Origin of the sequence: Rodentibacter trehalosifermentans, assembly GCF_002000545.1 — a bacterium.
Lineage (GTDB): Bacteria > Pseudomonadota > Gammaproteobacteria > Enterobacterales > Pasteurellaceae > Rodentibacter > Rodentibacter trehalosifermentans.
In genome coordinates this window covers 1-20,837 of the sequence record NZ_MLHL01000051.1, presented here as the reverse complement: position 1 = coordinate 20,837, position 20,837 = coordinate 1, and the positions used below count along the sequence as shown (strand labels likewise).

Sequence of the window (20,837 nt, the reverse complement as noted above, 5' to 3'; positions counted from 1 at the left end):
ATTAACGGCATTGAAAATTTTTGGAGCCAAGCCAAGCGGATACTCCGAAAATATAATGGAATCGACCGAAAAAATTTTCCCTTATTCTTGAAGGAATGTGAATTTCGGTTTAACTTTGGAACACCAAAAGAGCAACTTAAAATGTTGCGAAAATGGTGTGGAATTTAGGGCTAATCTACGTCAGCCCCTTAATTTTTTCCGTGCTAACGTTCAGGCTTATGCGGAACAACTGAAACGAAATGGGTATAGTTATACTGATAAAGACGGCAAAAATTATCAAAGTAGCACATATTCAGCTGTTCATAAAGCTGACTTTGTGGGAAACAAATGGAATTTGGGGCTAACAGGCTTTAATGATACAACTGGTGGGGAATGTTGGTTATGTTATTCTCATAGCAGTTATTTTGCTGAGGTTCCAGCACAGTATGTGAAGAATGCTTTTGGAAACGATATTCTAGATGGAAAAGGAAAGAAAATTGAATCTGATTTATATAAGGATTATGTGGAAAAATGGCGAGAATTATTCTTTGCCTACATTAATCAAATCTGAAAATATCAAAAGAGGTAACGTATATGATAATAAAGCTTTTTAAATATTTCTATATATGTTTATTTTTAACTGGATGCGGGCATTTTCTTAATCCAATGCATAAAGGTTTTTGGGATTGGAATGATAGTTATCTTTATGAGGAGTCAAGGATGCAAGTTATCAATATTTGTAGAGAAAAGTACAGTGGTAATGAGGAATTATATAAAAGATGCTTATTTAATAATAATGTTTCACAATAATAGCAAGCGTAGCATGTGTAGATTTGAAAATCCACGCACGAACTAATTATTCTGTGCGTGAAACTGTGTTTCACACACGCTACGCTTGCTAGGGATTGTTGCTGAAAAATAAGCATAGCCATAGTCTATTATGGCTATCATCGAACCCATCAAGGAAAAATGAGTTGTGGAAGAATACCAATGGACACGTTGCTTGATGGAAAACGAATTTGGCTTGAAAGGAACTTAAGCTCAAATTAATCTGACAGGCACTGTAATTTTAAATGGGAACTGTCAGATTGGATTTGATCTTATACAAATTATTGTTGATTCAGCCCTAAAAAATCATCGACTTCATGTTCTAATTGGCTCATCGCCATCAAGGCTTCTTGAGTTTGCTTGGCTTCCTGCTCATCAATAATACTCATCGCAAAGCCTACGTGAACAAGAACCCATTTGCCTAATAACTCAGTCGGATCACTTTCACAAATGAGCGAGATATTCACCTCACGTTTGACACCGCATACTTCCACGGTAGCAAGTTGAAGGGCATTATCACCCATTTTGACGATTTGTCCCGGCACACCTAAACACATAATTTATATCACTCCTGTTAAAACGCCACTTATTTTACCATCGCACTGAATAGGTTACGACGATTTGAATCAAAAGTAGGGGAGGCAGTTGGCATAGATAAAATCATTCTTAAACAATCCTGTGATAGTTGAATTGCTTGTGCGTTGGTTAGCGAAGGATCAATAGGAGAATGGAGCGAACAACTTAAGTATTGGGGGATGTTTTCCATTCCGCTTACTGTGAACGTGAGCGCTTTATAAGGCAATTGGACAGTGAGTTTATCACCGATTTCTCGCGCCTCCCATTGTTGATCTTTACCGGGTAAAATCACCACACTAAGCATCCAAGGCGTAACAACCGAGCCAATCCATTGCTGTTCAAAGAGGATAAATTTGGGGCAATAACATTCAATACCTTGCCGATAAAAAGGCAAATCTTGCATATTTTTTGCCACTTCTAGCATTGAAGATTGAAATAATGCAGAGGGATCTTGTTCAAATCCCTGAATGATATTTTCAAGTGCGGTGGAATTTTGGGCTATTTTTTCGTGTCGATACATAATTTATATAACATTGGCGTAAGAATTGGCATAATTTGTGCAAGGCTAAACGGCTGATTGTTTATATGAAACATTTTCACACAGACTGGTTTGAAAGCCATATTTTTTCAAAACCGTTTCCAGTGTTTCAAAAATGGTCGGAAACATCGCTTTAATTTTCTCACTAAGCGCAATTTGCGGTTCTAATGTTTCCGGTTGAATGCCGACTAAGCATAAATTTTTAGGAAATTCGCCTGTCAGTTTTAATGCGGAGAGAACATCACAAATACCAAGTTGATGGGGCGATATTTTTTGAGAGAAAAATACCGGAACTTGGTCATCGTATAAGATGACCATTTCGCCCGGTTGTTTGTTGGCAAGGACGGCATCAATAATGATGATATGATCGCGGTTTGCCATTTCATCCAGGAGTTCCATTCCACAGGTGCCACCATCAATAACATCAAAGTGCGGTTGAATTTCCGGGCGATTTTCCAAGGCTTGAGCAACCCTTACCCCCACGCCTTCATCGCCTAATAAAATATTACCTACACCTAAAATCAGCGGTTTCATTACAGCACCTTCACTTGTGTGACTTCACCATTTTCGGTATTGATGATATGTACGGCACAAGACATACAAGGATCAAAAGAGTGAATAGTACGGACGACCTCAAGCGGTTTGGTTGGATCAGCAACCGGTGTGCCGATAATGGAAAGCTCGTAAGGTCCCATTTCATCATTTTGATTACGTGGGCCGGCATTCCAAGTAGAGGGCACAACGGCTTGATAGTTTTCAATACGACCATTTTTAATCACAATCCAGTGGGAAAGCATACCACGTGGTACTTCACCAAAGCCAACCCCTTTAAATTCGCCATTTTGTGGAATGTCCGTTTTTAAATACGCCACGGTATCACCGGTGCCGATATTATCAATGAGTAATTGCCATTGTTGCACGAGAATATCATTCAGTGCACAACAATGCACGGTACGACCGGTAATACGTCCGAGTGTGGAATGCAAGTGTTCGATGGAAAGGGGATTACCGGTTAAGGTTTCATATATGCCTTTAATTTGATTGAAGTGTTTTAAGGTTTTTTCATCTTGGCTTGCTAAATTACACATTAAATAGGCAAGCGGACCGACTTCGACTACTTTACCGTAGAAACTTGGGGCTTTCACCCAAGAATATTTCCCGTCATCTTGCCAGCCGGTATATTTCGGACGAGTTAAACCAACCCAAGGTTCAAGGGCTTCATCATCTTCATACCAGGCGTGTTTACCGCTTTCTTTGATGCCTTTCACAACAAATTCGTCTTTTTGTTGAGTGATAGGGCGGAAAGTATTTAAATCAAAATTTTCGATATAGCCGCCTGTTAAAGCAAATTGGGCATTTTCGCTATCAATTGGATATTCCGGTACGGATAGGTAATTACCTGATGTTTTACCCAAACTAAGCCATTCGGGATAATAAGCGGCGATCACCGCAGTATCGACCTTATAGACCTGATTAACGAAGTCATTTAATCGATCAATACAGGCTTTGACGAACATTAAACGTTCTAAATTTAAGACCGCTTGTGAATCTAAATTAATTGGGTTGGCGACACCGCCAATGGCTAAGTTTTGAATATGGGGTGATTTACCGCCAAGCAATGCCACAATGCGATTACAATCCCGTTGACATTCAAGAGCGTGGAGATAGTGTGCCACCGCAATTAAATTGACTTCCGGCGGTAATTTCATTGCAGGATGACCGAAATAGCCGTTTGCAAAAATCCCCAGTTGACCGCTATCAACCAGAGACTGAATTTTTTTCTGCACATTACGAAATTCATTAGCACTATTGAGCGACCAAGTAGAAATCCCTTTTAACATATCCGCCGCTTTGTCCGGATCTGCTTTAAGGGCAGCAGTAATATCCACCCAGTCCATAGCAGAAAGCTGATAAAAATGAACGATATGATCATGCATACTGTGAGCGGATAAAATCATATTACGAATGTATTGTGCATTTACCGGTACCTTGGCACCAATTGCATCTTCTACTGCTCTCACACTGACAATGGCGTGTACTGTGGTGCAGACACCACAAATTCGTTGCATAATCATCCAAGCATCACGAGGATCTGCACCTTTTACTATATTTTCCATTCCACGCCACATTGTGCCGGAAGACCAAGCATTGGTAACAACACCATTTTCAATTTCACAATCGATACGTAAATGACCTTCAATACGTGTAATAGGGTCGATTGAGATACGTTTTTTTTCAGTCATTATTTTGCTCCACTCATTTTTTTACTGAATGCTGCTTTTTCTGCAATAACTTGTTCCGAATCTTCATTACGTTTTTCTTTTAATACCGGTAGGACAGGGAAAAGACGGATAATCAAGATATAGGCACAAATTTCAATAGAAACAAAGCCGATAGAAATCAACAATTCTTCTGCTGATGGAAAATAGCGATAACCATTTCCCGGGTTGTACATAATTAATGAATAATTTAAACGCCATAAGGCGGCACCTAATAACATACTGAGTGCTGAGATAAACAGCCAACGTGAATCGGATTTCTTTTCACCGAGGAAAAGAGTGAGTAGGGGTAATGTCATTAACCATATTTCCAACCAGAACATCCAAGCCTCAAATTGTCCTAGTTTGTCAAAACCAAGCACATAATGAAGTTTATCGTGGTAAATCAATTCACCAAAACGTACAACAAGGAAAAGTGCGATTAAACCCGCTGTAATTTTTGCAAGCTGGCTGAAAAGAGAACGTTCATCAGGGGTTTTACCGGCAAGCCCGGCACTGACGAGCGAGCCTTCAAAGATAACAATTGAGAAGCCCATAATGAATGCAGTGAGCAAGGATAAAATGGGTAACATTTCATAGCTTTGCCAAACCGGATGAATCTTGTGTCCGGCAACAATCATTAGCGATCCCATGGAGGATTGGTGCATCATTGGCAGTAGTGCGCCAAGCGCGATCACAAAAAACATAATTTTATTGAGCTTGTCGAACCATTTTTTTAATCCAAAGAAACCAAGCCAAACAGGAGCAAATTCAAGTGTGACAACAATGATATACACGGTCATACAGAAGGCGGTTTCAAATAGCACGGAATTGGTGTTAAACTGCCCCGGTACATAGAAGTAAGGCAAGTGCCAATAACGCCCCATATCAATGGTGATAGAAAGCCCGCCTAAGGCATAACCGAATAGACTGGCAAGCAATGCCGGACGAACGAGAGGATGATATTTCCCTTTATTAAAAATATAAACCACCCAAGCCAATGCCCAGCCACCACAAGCAAATCCTGTACCGACAAGCAAATCGAAAGCAATCCATATTCCCCAAGGATAACCACCGTTGAGTGCGGTAACAGAACCTATTCCAAAAAACAACCGTTTGATAATTAGCAAGGTACAAATTATCGCTAAGGGGGCAAAAAAGAGAATTGTGGCGGAAATTAGTCGTCCGCCAACCGGACGTGGATTACCCATTATGTTCATCCTCCGTTTCTTCCATTTCTTTACGAGCTTGGCGCATCGCTTCTTTTTGAGCATCAATACGAGCCTTGATTTTATCACCGTGCATATTTTTGTAGGTCATCATTGTAAGACCTGCTAATGCAATAAGCGGTAATGCCATTCCTCGATATAAGAAATGTTGTAAGTGTGCCGCACGGGCACCGGTTGCAATGTTATCGAGATCCGGTAACCCGAGATTTTCCTGGGGAACGCCACTTAATACCAACACCTGTGTGCCTCCCCCTTCGGTTTCACCATATACACGATACTGATAGGCGGGGACGGTAGCCCGATATTTGTCGGTACTATGGATATGTTGGCGTGGATAATCATATTCGCTACCGCGTAACAAACTTAAGCGGTGTTTTGCTTCAGCCAAGAGTTCTTCACGGGTACCAAAAATAATGGCACCTGTTGGACAAACATGACAGCAACCCGGTAATCCGCCTTTATCTAAGCGTTCTACGCCTTTTTGATTGCATAACTCACATTTACTGATTTGACCAAATGGATTATCGTAATCATATTTTGGTACATCGAAAGGGCAACTCACCATACAATAACGACAACCTGTACAAATATCGGGATCGTATTTCACAATGCCGGTTTTAGGATCTTTCGTTAAGGCTTGTACAGGACAAACAGAGACACAGTTTGGATCAACACAATGCATACATTGTTTTTTAATATACGCATAACCGTTTTCGGATTGATCTTTATTTTTTCCTTCCCCCTCACTCCATACTTGAATAATATTTCGGGTGAAGGGGGTGAGTTTGTCATTATTTGACCACGTTTGCTCGCCGTTAGGATTGGTTGGCGTTTTATTGATTTGCTGACATTCTGCCACACAGGCTTGACAACCCACACAAAGGGTTGAATCATAAAGCATTCCTAAGGCGTTTGGGATTGGAGGTAGGTTTTCAACGGCTTGTACTTTTGTCACAGGAAGACCGGATGTTACCGTTCCGAGCAAACCGGCTTTAAGGAAATTTCGTCTATCCATTTTATTTTCCTGATTACTCATATTAACGGGCTTGTTCATCAGAGCTACGATTGGTTTTATGCTGCTTGCTTAGTTCTTTTAAGGTAAGCACGCTCACACCGGCTAAAATAGCAGCCGCACCGCCAAGTAACCCAACCGCTGTCATTGATGCGCTTTCGCCTTCTACATTATTCACATCGGGTTTATTGACCCGAGGGGTTGGATTTTCTACATTGGCGAGTTGAAAGATACCTTTGGTAAAGCCAATGCCTTTATCATTGCAACCATAGCAAGGATGTCCGATACCCACCGGCCAGTTATTTCCTCCCACATCACAAAATTCAAGTGTAGAGCAGTTACCGTAAGTTTCCGGACCTTTACAGCCAAGATGGTATAAACACCAACCGTGGCGATGACCATAATCACCAAATTCTTTGGCAAAACGCCCGGCATCAAAGTGCGGTCGGCGATAACAGTTTTCGTGAATAAGACGGTCGTAAGCAAATAACGGACGATTGAGTTTATCCATTGCCGGTAATTTTTTATAGGTGATGATGTAAGCAACCGTGGCTAAGAAGTTATGAGGATTTGGCGGACAGCCCGGGATATTGATGACCGGCATACCTTTTGGCAAGGCCTCCGCAAGGCTGACTGCACCGGTCGGATTACCTCCGCTTGATGGCACACCGCCCCAAGAGGAACAAGATCCAATTGCAATGATCGCTGCTGCACCTTTTGCCGCTTCACGAATATGCTCGACAATCGGCTTGCCTGCAACCATACAATAGATGCCGCCATCTTTTAGTGGAATTGAACCATCTACCACCAGCACATATTTACCGTAATATTTCTCAATAGCGTGGTGTTTATTTTCTTCTGCTTGTTCACCGAAAGCGGCAGAAAGCGCTTCGTGATATTCAAGGGAAATCAGGTCGAGGACGAGGTTTTCAACAGTAGGGTGGGTCGCACGTAGTAAGGATTCTGTACAGCCGGTACATTCTTGTGCACCAATCCAAATCACCGGCGGACGAGCAGGATTGGTCATTGCTGCAGTCATTTCCGCCCCCGCTTTTGAGCTTAGCCCCATTGTCGCCGCAAGTGCGCTGCATAATTTCATAAAATCCCGGCGAGAAATATCCGCCAACGTAGAAAAAACGTTATCTTGATTCCCCATAGTATCACTCCAAAGACACACAAAATTTACGGTCATTTGTGAAATGATAGAACTTTTTGAATAAAGAAAAATTGATCAATATCACAAAACGAATGATTTGTATCAAATTTGTGGGTTATTTGTGAACAAAATGTTTTGCTGTATGAGAATAGTTATTAATTGATTAGCTTAAATCAGAGAATGCATTGATAATTTTAATTTTTAGCACAAGTAAAATTTAAGCTCTGCTGAATTTGGCAGAGCTTAGGGAAAAGGGCTAGTTGAAATTAAAAATCTTATCAAAAACCGACCGCACTTTTTCCTCATCTTTCACACCGGGCATACTTTCTACACCGGAATTCAGATCAACCCCTAAACAACCTTGTTTCATTGCTTGTTCAACATTTTCCGCTGAAATACCGCCGGCTAAAATCGTTTTGTATTTTAGCGTTTCAGGAATTAACGTCCAATCGAAGGGTTTACCTGTGCCTCCTTGCTGATTTGCTGTTCGGCTGTCGATAATATAACGGGCAACATTGAGATCATCGCTAAAATTAACCGCACTTTTTTCATGAATGTCGATTGATAGCGCTTTCCAAATTTGGCAGCGCTCAGGCAATTTAGCGCGAAGATCAGCGATAAACGCCGCTGTTTCTTCACCATGTAATTGCACGGCATAAAGGCTGAGTTGTTGAGCAATTTTTACAATAAAATCAATCTCTTGATTTTGAAACACGCCAACAAAGCGAAGTGGTGCTGCGGTGACTAATTCTTGCGCCTGACGCAAGCTGATACAACGTTTTGACTTTTCGGCAAAGATTAATCCACCATAAAGCGCACCGCTTTCATAAACGGTTTTAACATCTTGGCTGCGTGTTAAGCCACACACTTTATTTTCACCCAAAATTACCGCACGAACGGCATTGTTTAAATCTGCACTGCCCATTAGGCTACTACCAATTAAAAATCCCTGTGCAACAGATTGGAGTTGACGGATTTGCTGATGATCATAAATACCGGATTCACTGATAATACGAACATCAGCCGGTATGCGATCGGCATATTTTTCCGTTAATTCAACAACCCGATTTAAATCCACCGTGAGATCATGCAAATTTCGATTATTCACCCCGATGATTTTTGCACCGAGCGATAAAGCACGTTCAAACTCTTCTTCATTGCTGGTTTCCGTTAATACGCCCATACCTAATGAATGGGCAAGGTTTGCCAACATCCGATAAGTTTCATCATTGACGACAGAAAGCATTAATAAAATCGCATCTGCTTGATAATAGCGGGCAAGATAGACCTGATATTCGCTTATCATAAAATCTTTGCAAAGCACCGGTTGGGACACGATATTTCGCACTTGCGGCAAAAATTCAAAATTTCCTTGGAAGTATTGTTCATCGGTCAGCACAGAAACGGCTGAGGCATAATGTTTATAAACATTGGCGATTTCCGCTAAATTAAATTCCTCACGAATTAATCCTTTTGAAGGTGAGGCTTTTTTACATTCCAAAATATAAGCCGGTTTTTGGTGGGAGCTTTTTGATAGGGCCTCATAAAAAGCGCGGTCGGATTTTGTGATATTTTGTTGAAATTTACCAAGTGGAAATGCCGCTTCTTTGGCTTTCACCCATTTGGCTTTATCAAGAATGATTTTTTGAAGGATTGTTGGTTGTTCTTTATTTATCATTTTTCTTTTTTCTCTTTTTTAATATTTCAATATCAAACCCTGCAATTAAAAGTAGAGGGTCTAAGAATTTTGATATTGCGGAACCATATAAAATTGATACTGTTGTTGCAACAATAGTTCTGTAATTTTCATTTTCTATTTCAAAAAAGGTAAACCATAATAAACAGCTGGAAATAATGATATAGGAAACTAAAATTAGTAATTTAAAATAATCTTCCGTAGCTAATTCGTTTCCACTATCAGTAGGCAAATCTAATTTAGTAAGTTTATTTATAACATAAATAATAATATTAGTGACTAACATTGTTGGTTTTAATATAAATAAAATCCCTAAAGATATAGCTTTCACTAGAAAAATAGGTAACATAAGACCTAACATAGATAACATTAACAAACCGTATAATTTCCCCGTTTCAGATTGAGTTATATCTATGCTATATGATAAATATACAATTATGGGAACTAATATTATTCTAAGTATAAAACTAGCAATTTTACGACGCTGTTCTTCCTTTATTTTATCTATAAATTCTTTATCAATTAGATATCTATCTTCGGCTGAATACTGGAAACACATGAAATACCCTAATATTCCGTTAATTTTTGCAATGTTTCAAAAGCTTGACCGGTGGCTAAGGTTTCCAATACATTTTGCGTATTTTGCTTAAGATCTTCATAGCCGAACAGTTTAAGCAATAACGCCGTATTAGCAGCAACCGCATTGGCATGTTCAGCTTTGCCTTTACCCTGTAAAAGTGCAGTCAAAATTTTGGCATTTTCTTGTGGATTGCCGCCTCGTAGGCTTTCAATGGATTGAGTTTTCAGCCCAAAATCAGAAGGTGTTAAGGTGAAATAGTCAATTTGACCTTTTTTCACCTCCGCCACCTGTGTTTCGCCGTGTAATGCCACTTCATCTAAACCTGCGCCATGGACGATAAACGTCTGTTTATGTCCTAGAGCAACGGCAGTTTCTGCGTAGGTTTTGACTAATTCCGGGGCATAAACACCAAGTAAATGGTAAGTCGGGCGGGCAGGGTTAATGAGTGGGCCAAGAATGTTAAATATTGTGCGGGTTTTTAATGCGGCACGGACCGGTGCAACATAGCGAAAACCGGGGTGATACTGCTGTGCAAATAAAAAGCACACGCCGATTTCGTCTAAGGCTTGGCGTGCGGATTGTGCAGAAACATTGATATTTACGCCTAGTGCGGTTAATACATCACTTGCCCCGGATTGGCTGGACACGCTACGATTACCGTGTTTTGCAACCTTCGCCCCCATTGTTGCCGCCACAATACAACTTGCGGTGGAAATATTAATGGTATTTTGCCCATCTCCCCCCGTGCCGACAATATCGGCAAAAGGATAATCAGGAGATGGAAAAGGTTTCGCATTTTGTAGAGAGGCAGCCACAGCACCGCTGATTTCCTCAATGTTTGCACCACGCAATTTTAATGCAATCAGCATCGCTGCGATTTGTTCGTTAGACAGCTCGCCTTGAATGACGGCGTTAAAAAGTGCGGTACTTTCTGATTGATTGAGTTGGCAACCGTTGTAAAGTTGTTCTAATAAAGGGTTGTGTTGCATCGTCTGTTCCTTGTTATGTTCTGGATTATCCTAATTAGGCGTTGTTGTTATAAGCTTACCGGTGATAAGGGTTAGACATAAATATCATAATCCAAATCACGAGCTTCATCGCCGGTCATTCCACGGAAACCCCAGCAATGGGCCGGTTGTTCTTTAATCGTGATTTCCACATCATGGGCACGGATACCCAGTTTATATTCAAGCTCACTGAATAACATTTTGATTAAGCGTTTTTTTGTCCCTTCCATTCGGCCTGCCATTAAATTGATTTCAATGACGGTGTAATCGTCGCTACGATCAAAAGGGTAGTAAAAATCTTCTTTCTCTAAGCCTAAAAAGCGAATCGCATGTTTTCCTTTTGGAATATCTAAGCCTAAATAAAGGCTGTTATAAATGACCTCAGCTAACATGGCTTTGCGTGGCGTGAGTTGAGATTTAAGTCCAAATACAGTAATCATGTTAATTTCCTTATCATGTTTATTTTTTTAGTGATTAAGTAACCATTCAATGGATTGTTGTAAGAGTTGCGACCCTTGTACCGTTAAAATACTTTCCGGGTGGAATTGGAATGCGCAAATTGGCAAGTTACGGTGGCGAATTGCCATAATAATACCGTTGTATTCTGCATTGATGACAAATTCTGCCGGTAAATCTTGCCCCATAAGAGAATGATAGCGGGCGACAGGCATGGGGTTGGCAAGACCTTTAAACATTGCCTCACCATCATGACTGATTTGAGAGACTTTCCCGTGTAATACTTCACCGGCGTGAACTACCTTTCCCCCAAAGGCTTGAATTAACGCTTGATGACCTAAACAAATACCAATAATGGGGATTTTGTCTTTTAAACGTTCAATTAACGGCAATAAAATGCCTGCCTCAGCAGGCGTACCCGGCCCCGGAGAGAGGGCAAGAATAGTATTGGGTGTGCCTAATGCCGTGTCAACAAGTTGTGTTAAATCACAATCATTGCGGTAAATTTTAACCTGATGACCTAAAACACGAAATTGATCCACAAGATTGTAAGTGAAGGAATCAAAGTTATCTAAAAAAAGAATATTTGCCATAACGTATTCCTTATTTGGCTTGTGTGTTGATTTGACGAATTGCTTTTAATACTGCGGCGGCTTTGTGTCGGGTTTCATCGGCTTCCATTTGCGGATCGGAATCTAACACTTCACCACAGCCTGCCTGTACATGGGCGATACCTTTTTGAACAAAGGCAGAGCGAATCACGATACAAGTGTCTAAATTGCCATCGGAAGTGAGGTAACCCACCGAACCACCATAGCTATGGCGTTTTTGCTGCTCATATTGATAAATAAGTTGCATCGCTTTGATTTTTGGTGCACCGGTAAGTGTTCCCATATTCATACAGGCTTGGTAAGCGTGAAGAGCGTCTAATTCCGGGCGAAGTTTACCCACCACACGGGAAACCAAATGCATAATATGCGAATAGCGATCCACTTGCATTAATTCTGCCACTTGACGCGTACCACTTTGACAAACCCGGGCAATATCGTTACGGGCTAAATCCACGAGCATTAAATGTTCTGCTTGTTCTTTATGATCTAAGCGTAGTTCCAGCTCTAAACGGGCATCCAATTCAGGATCAATATTACCGTGTGCATCAAATCCGCGTGGACGTGAGCCGGCAATCGGGTAAATTTCTAACTGACGGTTTTGGGCTTTATATTTCAGCGCACTTTCCGGTGAGGCGCCGAACAAAATGAATTCTTCATCGTTCATATAGAACATATAAGGACTTGGGTTATTTTGTTTCAGTTGAGCATAACTTGCCAGTGGATTAGGGCAGGCAAGAGAAAAGCGGCGTGAAGGCACAATTTGGAACACATCCCCAATATTAATATGGTGTTTTAAGGCTTTCACTACATTGATAAATTCAGCGTCCTCAAAATTGGTTTTCACCTCATCACTTGCCGGTTTAATCGATAAAATGTGATCAACATTTTTTAATTTTTGTGTGATAGCAAGGGCGGTTTTTGCCACATTAACTTGTTCTTCTTGTGAGAAACAATAACTTTTCAGTGTTGCCTGCTGAGTTTTATGATCAATCGTGATGAGATGTTCGGCAAGATAAAAGCGGTAATCCGGGCAAGAAATTCCGTCATCTTTTAAAGTGATATCATTCATCGGAATGAAATGACCCACTAAATCATAAGCCAATAATCCGCCTAAAAAAACCGCGGTATCACTGTGTTGGTAAAGGTTTGAAACCACTCGTAACCCATCAAAAATGGTTGCTGATTGTAATTTACTGTCTTCATCCAATTGATTATCAAGTGGGGGGAAATCGACAGAAAATTCATCATCAAAATCGACCGCACTTATCGGCGTTAGCGTATTCAAAACAGGCAAAATGGCTTTCAAAACCTGTTTACCATTGGCATTTAATGCTTTAAATGTGACGTTGTGACCAACACAAGTAATCTTAACTGCCGCATTGATCAATATAAGGCTTTGTAAGCTATTTTTACTGCCAATTTCAGCAGAGTCGAGGAGCAATGTATTAGGATGATGGCATAATGTATTAAAAATGGCGGTAGTATCTGAATGATAAGAAACAGGTTGTGTGGTTACCGCAATAAAAGCCTTGTTTTGCATTTTTTTATCCTTCTTAAAATTTTGTACTATTAAACTAGTACAAAATAAATAAGTCAAGAAAAGATTTAAAAATTCTATTTCATTTCACAAAATATGTATTGGCAAGGAAAAAAGAAAGCCATCTCGAAAGATGGCTTAAGAAAGGACTAAAGTGCGGTCAAAATATCACTAATTTTTTCTTTGGCAGATTGTATTGCTTTTTCAATTGCTTCAGGGCCAAAACCGATACCTTTTGCATACACGAACTGTACGTCAGTAATTCCCACAAAACCTAAAATAGCTTTCATATATTGTGTGACAAGATTTTCATCATCGTATAGTCCGCCAAATGCGCATAATACAATGGCTTTTTTACCTTGCAATAAACCTTCCTGGCCATTTGCCGTATATTGAAATGTGACACGTGGACGGGCGATGAAATCAAAATAAGATTTTAATTGAGTGGGGATATTCAAGTTATACATCGGTGCACCGATAACTAAGGTATCGGCATTTTTTAGTTCAGAAACCAGTTCATCTGAAAGGGCGAGAAGTTGTTTTTCTTCTTCTGTTTTAGGTTCGCCCCGCACCGCAATAGCCGCTGTGGCATCGAAGTGAGGCAGTGGATCTTTGGCTAAATCCCGAACCACAATATTGTCACCTTGTAGTTTTTCGATTGTATAATCCACTAATTTGTTACTCTGAGAATTATCAGCAAGAATGCTTGATTTTAACACCAATACGTTGCTCATTTTATTTCCTTTAACTTGTGTAAAATAAGGGCTGCGATTCTAGTGTTTATTTTTTCATAGATAAAGTTATTTTTAAGAAAAACATTATTTCTTTTTATGAAAATATCAAGGCTGTTTTCTATTTAACAAGATTATAGGAAAGTGATAGAATTCGCCACCGCATTTTCTTTATTCAATGGTAGGAATGAAGCCAAGTGCGGTTAATTTTTATTGAATTTTTAAACGAACATGTCACCTTTCGTGTGGGTGACCACTGTATTAAGGAATAACTATGCCAATTATTACTTTACCTGACGGTTCCCAACGTCAATTTGATCGCCCTGTTTCCGTACTTGAAGTGGCTCAGGATATTGGTGCGGGTCTTGCCAAAGCAACCATTGCCGGTCGTGTCAACGGTGAACGCCGTGATGCCTGTGATCTTATCGAGCAAGATGCCACATTGGAAATCATTACCGCAAAAGATGAAGACGGTTTAGAGATTATCCGTCATTCTTGTGCCCATTTATTAGGTCATGCCATCAAGCAATTATTCCCAGATGTGAAAATGGCTATCGGTCCAACCATTGAAAACGGCTTTTATTATGACGTGGATTTAGATCGCTCTTTAACCCAAGAAGATTTAGAAGCGATTGAAAAACGTATGCTTGAATTGGCGAAAACCAATTATGACGTGGTGAAAAAACGCGTGAGCTGGCAAGAGGCACGAGATACCTTTGAGCAACGTGGCGAGCCGTATAAAATGGCAATTTTAGATGAAAATATTGAACGCACGGCAACACCGGCGTTATATCATCATGAAGAATATATTGATATGTGTCGTGGACCGCATGTGCCGAATATGCGTTTTTGTCATCATTTCAAATTACAAAAAGTGGCAGGCGCATATTGGCGTGGTGACAGCAAAAATAAAATGTTACAACGTATCTATGGCACGGCTTGGGCAGATAAAAAACAATTAGCCGAATATTTACAACGCTTGGAAGAAGCGGCAAAACGTGATCACCGTAAAATCGGTAAAGCCTTAGATTTGTACCATATGCAAGAAGAAGCACCGGGTATGGTGTTTTGGCACAATGATGGTTGGACAATTTTCCGTGAGCTTGAAACCTTTGTCCGCACAAAATTAAAAGAATACGATTATCAAGAAGTGAAAGGTCCGTTTATGATGGATCGTGTATTGTGGGAGAAAACAGGGCACTGGCAAAACTATGGCGATCTCATGTTTACGACACAATCGGAAAATCGTGAATATGCCATTAAACCGATGAACTGCCCGGGGCATGTGCAGATTTTCAATCAAGGGTTAAAATCTTACCGTGATTTACCTATTCGTATGGCGGAATTTGGTTCTTGTCACCGTAACGAGCCTTCCGGTTCTTTACATGGATTAATGCGGGTACGTGGTTTCACCCAAGATGATGCCCATATTTTCTGTACGGAAGATCAAATCGAAAGTGAAGTAACCAGCTGTATTAAAATGGTTTACGACATTTACAGCACTTTCGGCTTTAACGATATTTATGTGAAGCTTTCCACCCGCCCTGAAAACCGTATTGGTTCGGATGAAATGTGGGATCGTGCGGAAGCCGGCCTTGCCGCCGCCTTGGCGCACAATCAGCTTAAATATGAAGTTCAAGAAGGTGAAGGGGCATTCTATGGGCCGAAAATTGAGTTTGCATTGCGTGATAGTTTAGGGCGTGAATGGCAATGCGGTACGGTGCAGTTAGACTTTGCCTTACCGGATCGCTTAGAGGCGACTTATGTTGCCGAAGATAATGGCCGTAAAACACCGGTGATGATCCACCGTGCAATTTTGGGTTCAATTGAGCGTTTCATCGGTATCATTACAGAAGAATACGCTGGTTTCTTCCCACCATGGTTAGCCCCAACACAAGCTGTGGTGATGAATATCACCGATAGCCAAGCCGATTATGTTCAACAGGTAGCAAAACGGTTATCTGATGCCGGTTTACGGGTGAAAACGGATTTACGAAACGAAAAAGTCGGTTTTAAAATTCGTGAACATACCTTACGCCGTGTGCCTTATATGCTGGTTTGTGGTGATAAAGAAATCGCAGAAGGTAAGGTGGCAGTGCGTACCCGTAAAGGGGTTGATCTTGGCTCGTTCAGTATAGAAGAATTTGCGGAAATCTTGAAAAAACAAGTAAGAAACCGTGAATTAAAATTACTCAACGAAGAATAAAAACATCGTAAAAAACAACCGCACTTTGTAGGCGGTAAACGATAAAAGGCTAGGTTGTCACTAGCCTTTTTTATCAATTTTAAGAAAAATGAAGGTTTCTTAACTTTTTCTTAAGATTTATGCGGTTTAATACACCTCAACAAAGCAACGATGCTTTGAAAAATGAATGATTAACCCTAAATTTAAGAGGAAAACTTTATGAAAAAATTAACATTAGCCACATTGCTTGCCATTGCGACCTCAACAGCTTTTGCCGGTTTTAATGGAAATACCAATACCGCTCAAGGCGGATTTAAACAAGCGCCTGCACAAGTGATTAGCGTTAAACAAGCTTTATCGGAAAAAGATAATACGATGGTGAGTTTAGTAGGAAATATTACCCAGCAAATTGATAAAGATGATTATCTTTTCACCGATGGTTCAGCACAAATTAAAGTGGAAATTAAAGATCGTGTATGGAACGGTTTAAATGTTGGGCCGCAAGATAAAGTTAAAATTACAGGAAAATTGGATAACGATGCTTTTGAAAAAGCAGAAGTTGATGTATACAGTATTGAAAAAGTGAATTAATCATAAAAATGGTGGGCGTTTTGCTCACCATTTTGTTTTGAAAGCGCGTGCACAAAAACGCTGTTTTTGAACGTTGGCTTTGCCAACGGCCTCGTGAGAGGTGAACAAACGAATGAACGAGTTTGTGAATAAATTTATGCGAATTTTATTAATTGAAGATGATGCGTTAATCGGCAATGGGCTACAAATTGGGTTATCCAAATCCGGATTTGTAGTGGATTGGTTTACAGATGGAAAAACCGGTTTTAATGCCCTCAATGCCGCGCCCTATGATGCGGTTGTGTTAGATCTCACCTTGCCGAAAATGGATGGATTGGATGTGTTACAACAATGGCGAAGCCATAATCAGTCTATTCCTGTGCTGATTTTGACGGCGCGTGATACCTTAGATGAACGTGTAAAAGGGCTACAAAAAGGGGCGGATGATTATCTTTGTAAGCCTTTTGCACTGGCAGAAGTTGTTGCACGTCTGCAAGCGTTGATCCGCCGTAGCTATGGACATACCACACCGCTACTTACCCACCTGAATGTTACGCTTGATCCGAACCAGCGAAGTGTTCGATTAAATGATGAACCGCTTTCTCTTACCACTCGGGAATATAAGCTGTTAGAGCTTTTTATGCTGAATAAAGATCGTGTGCTTTCCCGCTCAACCATTGAAGAAAAATTATCCACATGGGAAGAGGAAATTAGCAGTGCTGCCTTAGATGTGCATATTTATAATTTACGCCAAAAACTCGGCAAACAATTTATTCGTACCGTTCATGGTGTAGGCTACGCACTGGGGCAACATGATGACAAATAAAAGTTTAAAGTTCCGCTTGATGAGCGGATTATTTTTGATTGCCCTGTTCGTATGGTTGATTTCCACTTTTGTGGCTTGGAAAGTCGCTAAAAAAGAAGCTTATGAAGTGTTTGATGCTCAGCAAGTGCTGTTTGCCGAGCGTCTTGCTACCTCGGATTTACAAAATATTTTACTGGGTAATACCGAGTTTAATCGTGGTGGATTTAAACCCCTAAAACGAAAATATGATGACGATGCCCTGGCTTTTGCGATCTTTTCAAAAAACGGGGAGCGACTATTAAGTGATGGGGATAACGGCGATCATTTTATTTTTAGTGATAAAGAAGGATTTGCTTCAGCCTACATCGAAAACGATGATGATAAATGGCGAATTTATTGGTTACCTGTGGCACAAGGGGAATTGCGTATTGCGGTGGGTCAGGAAATTGAATATCGGGAAGAATTAGTCAATAAAATGGTTTTTGGACAAACTGCGATTTGGTTTGGCAGCTTACCGATTTTATTGGCTGTGGTTTTTTATTTAATTCACCAAGCCTTAAAACCGATTAATCAATTAAGTCGTGAACTGTTAGGAAGAAAACCGGGGGATATTTCGCTACTTGATACTTCAAACGTCCCAACGGAAATTTTGCCGTTAGTGAAAAATTTAAATCAATTTTTTGACCGCACTTCTGCGATGTTAAAAAGAGAGCGTCGTTTTACCTCGGATGCCGCCCATGAATTACGCAGTCCCTTAACCGCTTTGCGAATTCAAACGGAAGTCGCCCAACTTGCGGGGGAGGATAATGCCTTGCGGGAACAAGCTTTGGCGAATTTAACGCAAGGGATTGATCGTGCCGGTCAGCTAATTGAGCAGCTTTTAACCTTATCCCGTTTAGACAATTTAAAAGAACTGGAAGAATTACAACCCGTAAAATGGCAAGCGATTATTCCTTCTTTGATTAGTGAGCTTTATAGCTATGCACAAAAGCGACATATTGATTTATCTTTTAAAGAACAATCCGTTCCGTTAGAAAAGAAAGGGCAACCTATTTTGGCTTCGCTCATGTTGAGAAATCTAATTGATAATGCCATTAAATATGCAAAATCAGGGGCATCGGTAAACATTATTCTATCTAAAAATCACATTATTGTAGAAGACAACGGCGGCGGGGTGAGTGAAAGTGATTTAGCCCGATTAGGACAACGCTTTTATCGCCCAGCAGGACAAAATGAAAAGGGAAGTGGTTTAGGGCTTTCCATTGTATTTCGGATTGCAGAGCTGCATCATTACAAAGTTCGGCTAGAAAATGTGGTAGAGGAGGGGAACATCATCGGTTTTCGTGCCATTATCCAACTCTAGTAACAGCGGTTTAGCATATCGCAATTTGCACCTTAAAGAGGAAGCCTTTAAGGTGCAAATTTATTAGAAGTTCTTCAGATTTTAGGGAAATTAGGGTTTCCAAATAACATGGAATTGCCGATCTTCCTCACGGTGAGAAATCAGGAATTTGGCAAAGATATCATCCATTTCATCTTTATCATTAACCAAACCAATCCAGACTTCGGCAAACGCATCCGGGTCAATTAACACGCCAATTTCTTCTTCCCAATTTTCTGCGGTTTCCACAAATTCCACCGCCCCACGTTCTTCAAATTGAAGATTAAATAATATTACATCGGCCGGATCGAGGTTTTCCTCCGCCATTTCTAAGAAGATATCATAAGCCATATCAATGGCGGCATCGGGATCGAGTTTTTGAAGTTCGGTTGTCATATATTGTCTCTTATTCATTAGATTTGCTGTATGATACTGAAATAAAAAGTGCGGTCAAATTCCTTGATGTTTTTGATAAGGAAATGACACCTGATCTTAAGTATTTCTTATATGGATGAATTACTCGTTTTGATCTTTTTTCAAAATATCTTCCTCTTCTAAAGTGAGCAATCGGGCAATCGCATTTCGATAGGATATTTCGAGGGTTTCGCGGCTGGTTGCCATCACCCCTTGATCTACTAAAAAACCATCATTGACATCATAAACCCAACCGTGGAGGGAGAGTTTTTGCCCTCTTTCCCATGCGCTTTTTACAATAGAGGAGCGCCCAAGGTTATAAACTTGTTCGGCAACATTAATTTTGGTCAGCATATCGGCACGTTTTTCCGGGGAAAGTTTGCCAAGCATATGGCCATGTTTAAACCAAATGTCACGAATATGAAGGAGCCAATTATTAATTAATCCCAAATCTTGGTCAGCCATTGCCGCTTTAATGCCGCCACAGTTGGTGTGACCGCAAATAATAATATGCTCGATATTGAGGACATCAACGGCATATTGTACAACGGAAAGGCAGTTAAGATCCGTATGGATCACTTGGTTTGCCACATTACGGTGTACAAATAATTCACCGGGTTCTAAATTAGTGAGTTTTTCAGCCGGGACGCGGCTATCGGAGCAACCAATCCAAAGGTAGTGTGGCGTTTGGTGATCGGCAAGTTCTTTGAAATAGGTAGAATTTTCCTCTTTCATGCGCTGCGCCCAGCTTGAATTATTGGCAAAAAGTTGTTCGATCTTGTTCATTAACTTTCCTCAAAAATATAAAAAATTTGACCGCACTTTAATGTAATTAGCCCTATAACGTATAAGATTTAATTCTTTTTAGAATGGCGATGATACACAAAGGCACGCCCTTCTTTGGGTTTACGTTTTCGATTTGCGTGCTTGAAAGTAGGTTGGCGGTACATAGCATAGTAGCACGTCTTTTTGTCTTGATAATTAAGGTAAGATCCTACTAAACGTATTACTAAAATTCAAGAATTTAGCCGAGTTTCATTGGTCGCATACGGATAATATAAAAGCCTTGAAATGAGTATTTCAAGGCTTTATCGGTTTTCATTGAATTTTAATGCAGTAAAGTTCCATACGGCATTATGTAGCAGTTGCACAAATAGATAATTTTTCGCTCCCTCCTTTTACAGGGAGCGAGGCGGCACCTTAAGGGGGATTGCAACAAAGTTGCAAAAACTCAGTGAAAAGTAACCGCTCTTTTCCCCCCTCCGCCTGCGGGTACAACCTGATAACA

Annotated in this window: 21 protein-coding genes and 2 pseudogenes; 7 read left to right on the top strand and 16 right to left on the bottom strand. The window is 40.4% G+C overall.

What is annotated here, in order from left to right:
- From BKK52_RS09160 to BKK52_RS14235, 3 genes and pseudogenes are all read left to right on the top strand, one after another.
- Positions 1–168, top strand: a pseudogene (locus tag BKK52_RS09160) (IS1595 family transposase); the annotation flags it as partial.
- Entirely contained in the window at positions 98–550 is a 453-nt protein-coding gene (locus tag BKK52_RS13765; RefSeq protein WP_208606153.1) for a hypothetical protein, read from the top strand. The pseudogene BKK52_RS09160 and the gene BKK52_RS13765, both read left to right, overlap by 71 nt.
- 365 nt (positions 551–915) lie before the next feature.
- Positions 916–1,029: pseudogene (locus BKK52_RS14235) on the top strand (IS481 family transposase); the annotation flags it as partial.
- Between the two features lie 59 nt (positions 1,030–1,088).
- On the opposite strand, the gene hybG reads toward BKK52_RS14235, so the two are convergent.
- The 14 genes from hybG to BKK52_RS09080 form a co-directional block, all read right to left on the bottom strand.
- Positions 1,089–1,364: a hydrogenase maturation factor HybG gene (gene hybG, locus BKK52_RS09145; RefSeq protein WP_077421839.1), complete on the bottom strand. Its 276-nt coding sequence runs from the start codon at positions 1,362–1,364 to the stop codon at positions 1,089–1,091.
- Positions 1,365–1,393: 29 nt separating this feature from the next.
- Positions 1,394–1,903, bottom strand: coding sequence for a hydrogenase-2 assembly chaperone (hybE, locus tag BKK52_RS09140; RefSeq protein WP_077478552.1), 510 nt, complete (start codon positions 1,901–1,903; stop codon positions 1,394–1,396).
- Between the two features lie 45 nt (positions 1,904–1,948).
- Positions 1,949–2,455 carry a HyaD/HybD family hydrogenase maturation endopeptidase gene (locus BKK52_RS09135; protein ID WP_077478551.1) on the bottom strand — a complete coding sequence of 169 codons (507 nt, stop codon included), beginning with the start codon at positions 2,453–2,455 and terminating at the stop codon, positions 1,949–1,951.
- Entirely contained in the window at positions 2,455–4,164 is a 1,710-nt protein-coding gene (gene hybC / locus BKK52_RS09130; protein WP_077478550.1) for a hydrogenase 2 large subunit, read from the bottom strand. The genes BKK52_RS09135 and hybC overlap by 1 nt, the downstream gene beginning before the upstream one ends.
- The gene (hybB, locus tag BKK52_RS09125) at positions 4,164–5,390 is read right to left on the bottom strand and encodes a Ni/Fe-hydrogenase cytochrome b subunit (RefSeq protein ID WP_077478549.1); all 1,227 of its coding nucleotides are present in this window, start codon (positions 5,388–5,390) and stop codon (positions 4,164–4,166) included. Before hybB ends, hybC begins: the two co-directional genes overlap by 1 nt.
- Positions 5,383–6,423, bottom strand: a complete 1,041-nt coding sequence (hybA, locus tag BKK52_RS09120; protein WP_077474211.1) for a hydrogenase 2 operon protein HybA — start codon at positions 6,421–6,423, stop codon at positions 5,383–5,385. Before hybA ends, hybB begins: the two co-directional genes overlap by 8 nt.
- A gap of 22 nt (positions 6,424–6,445) precedes the next feature.
- Complete coding sequence (hybO, locus tag BKK52_RS09115; RefSeq protein ID WP_077474212.1) at positions 6,446–7,576, bottom strand: hydrogenase 2 small subunit; 1,131 nt, start codon at positions 7,574–7,576, stop codon at positions 6,446–6,448.
- Between the two features lie 256 nt (positions 7,577–7,832).
- The gene (trpCF, locus tag BKK52_RS09110) at positions 7,833–9,254 is read right to left on the bottom strand and encodes a bifunctional indole-3-glycerol-phosphate synthase TrpC/phosphoribosylanthranilate isomerase TrpF (RefSeq protein WP_077421848.1); all 1,422 of its coding nucleotides are present in this window, start codon (positions 9,252–9,254) and stop codon (positions 7,833–7,835) included.
- Positions 9,244–9,831 (bottom strand): hypothetical protein, encoded by a 588-nt coding sequence (locus BKK52_RS09105; RefSeq protein WP_077478548.1) that lies wholly within the window; start codon positions 9,829–9,831, stop codon positions 9,244–9,246. The genes trpCF and BKK52_RS09105 overlap by 11 nt, the downstream gene beginning before the upstream one ends.
- 8 nt (positions 9,832–9,839) lie before the next feature.
- A complete protein-coding gene (gene trpD, locus BKK52_RS09100) occupies positions 9,840–10,841 on the bottom strand; it encodes an anthranilate phosphoribosyltransferase (protein WP_077421575.1) in 1,002 nt (333 codons plus the stop codon).
- Positions 10,842–10,912: 71 nt separating this feature from the next.
- Complete coding sequence (locus tag BKK52_RS09095) at positions 10,913–11,299, bottom strand: tautomerase family protein (RefSeq protein ID WP_077474214.1); 387 nt, start codon at positions 11,297–11,299, stop codon at positions 10,913–10,915.
- A 27-nt stretch (positions 11,300–11,326) separates the two neighbouring features.
- The gene (locus tag BKK52_RS09090; RefSeq protein ID WP_077474215.1) at positions 11,327–11,908 is read right to left on the bottom strand and encodes an aminodeoxychorismate/anthranilate synthase component II; all 582 of its coding nucleotides are present in this window, start codon (positions 11,906–11,908) and stop codon (positions 11,327–11,329) included.
- Between the two features lie 10 nt (positions 11,909–11,918).
- A complete protein-coding gene (trpE, locus tag BKK52_RS09085; protein ID WP_077474216.1) occupies positions 11,919–13,466 on the bottom strand; it encodes an anthranilate synthase component I in 1,548 nt (515 codons plus the stop codon).
- A gap of 146 nt (positions 13,467–13,612) precedes the next feature.
- Positions 13,613–14,197 (bottom strand): FMN-dependent NADH-azoreductase, encoded by a 585-nt coding sequence (locus BKK52_RS09080; RefSeq protein WP_077474217.1) that lies wholly within the window; start codon positions 14,195–14,197, stop codon positions 13,613–13,615.
- Positions 14,198–14,468: 271 nt separating this feature from the next.
- Between BKK52_RS09080 and thrS the strand changes: the two genes are divergently transcribed.
- The 4 genes from thrS to qseC all read left to right on the top strand — a co-directional run bounded on the left by thrS (position 14,469) and on the right by qseC (position 19,117).
- Entirely contained in the window at positions 14,469–16,400 is a 1,932-nt protein-coding gene (thrS, locus tag BKK52_RS09075; RefSeq protein ID WP_077478547.1) for a threonine--tRNA ligase, read from the top strand.
- Between the two features lie 198 nt (positions 16,401–16,598).
- A complete protein-coding gene (locus tag BKK52_RS09070; RefSeq protein ID WP_077474219.1) occupies positions 16,599–16,970 on the top strand; it encodes a YgiW/YdeI family stress tolerance OB fold protein in 372 nt (123 codons plus the stop codon).
- A gap of 136 nt (positions 16,971–17,106) precedes the next feature.
- Positions 17,107–17,775, top strand: a complete 669-nt coding sequence (locus BKK52_RS09065; protein ID WP_077474221.1) for a response regulator — start codon at positions 17,107–17,109, stop codon at positions 17,773–17,775.
- A complete protein-coding gene (gene qseC / locus BKK52_RS09060) occupies positions 17,765–19,117 on the top strand; it encodes a quorum sensing histidine kinase QseC (protein ID WP_077474220.1) in 1,353 nt (450 codons plus the stop codon). Before BKK52_RS09065 ends, qseC begins: the two co-directional genes overlap by 11 nt.
- A 90-nt stretch (positions 19,118–19,207) precedes the next feature.
- Here the strand turns inward: qseC and BKK52_RS09055 are convergent, their stop codons facing one another.
- Positions 19,208–19,531 (bottom strand): HI1450 family dsDNA-mimic protein, encoded by a 324-nt coding sequence (locus BKK52_RS09055; RefSeq protein ID WP_077421566.1) that lies wholly within the window; start codon positions 19,529–19,531, stop codon positions 19,208–19,210.
- A 120-nt stretch (positions 19,532–19,651) separates the two neighbouring features.
- The gene (gene can / locus BKK52_RS09050) at positions 19,652–20,335 is read right to left on the bottom strand and encodes a carbonate dehydratase (RefSeq protein ID WP_077421565.1); all 684 of its coding nucleotides are present in this window, start codon (positions 20,333–20,335) and stop codon (positions 19,652–19,654) included.
- Positions 20,336–20,837: the final 502 nt, after the last annotated feature.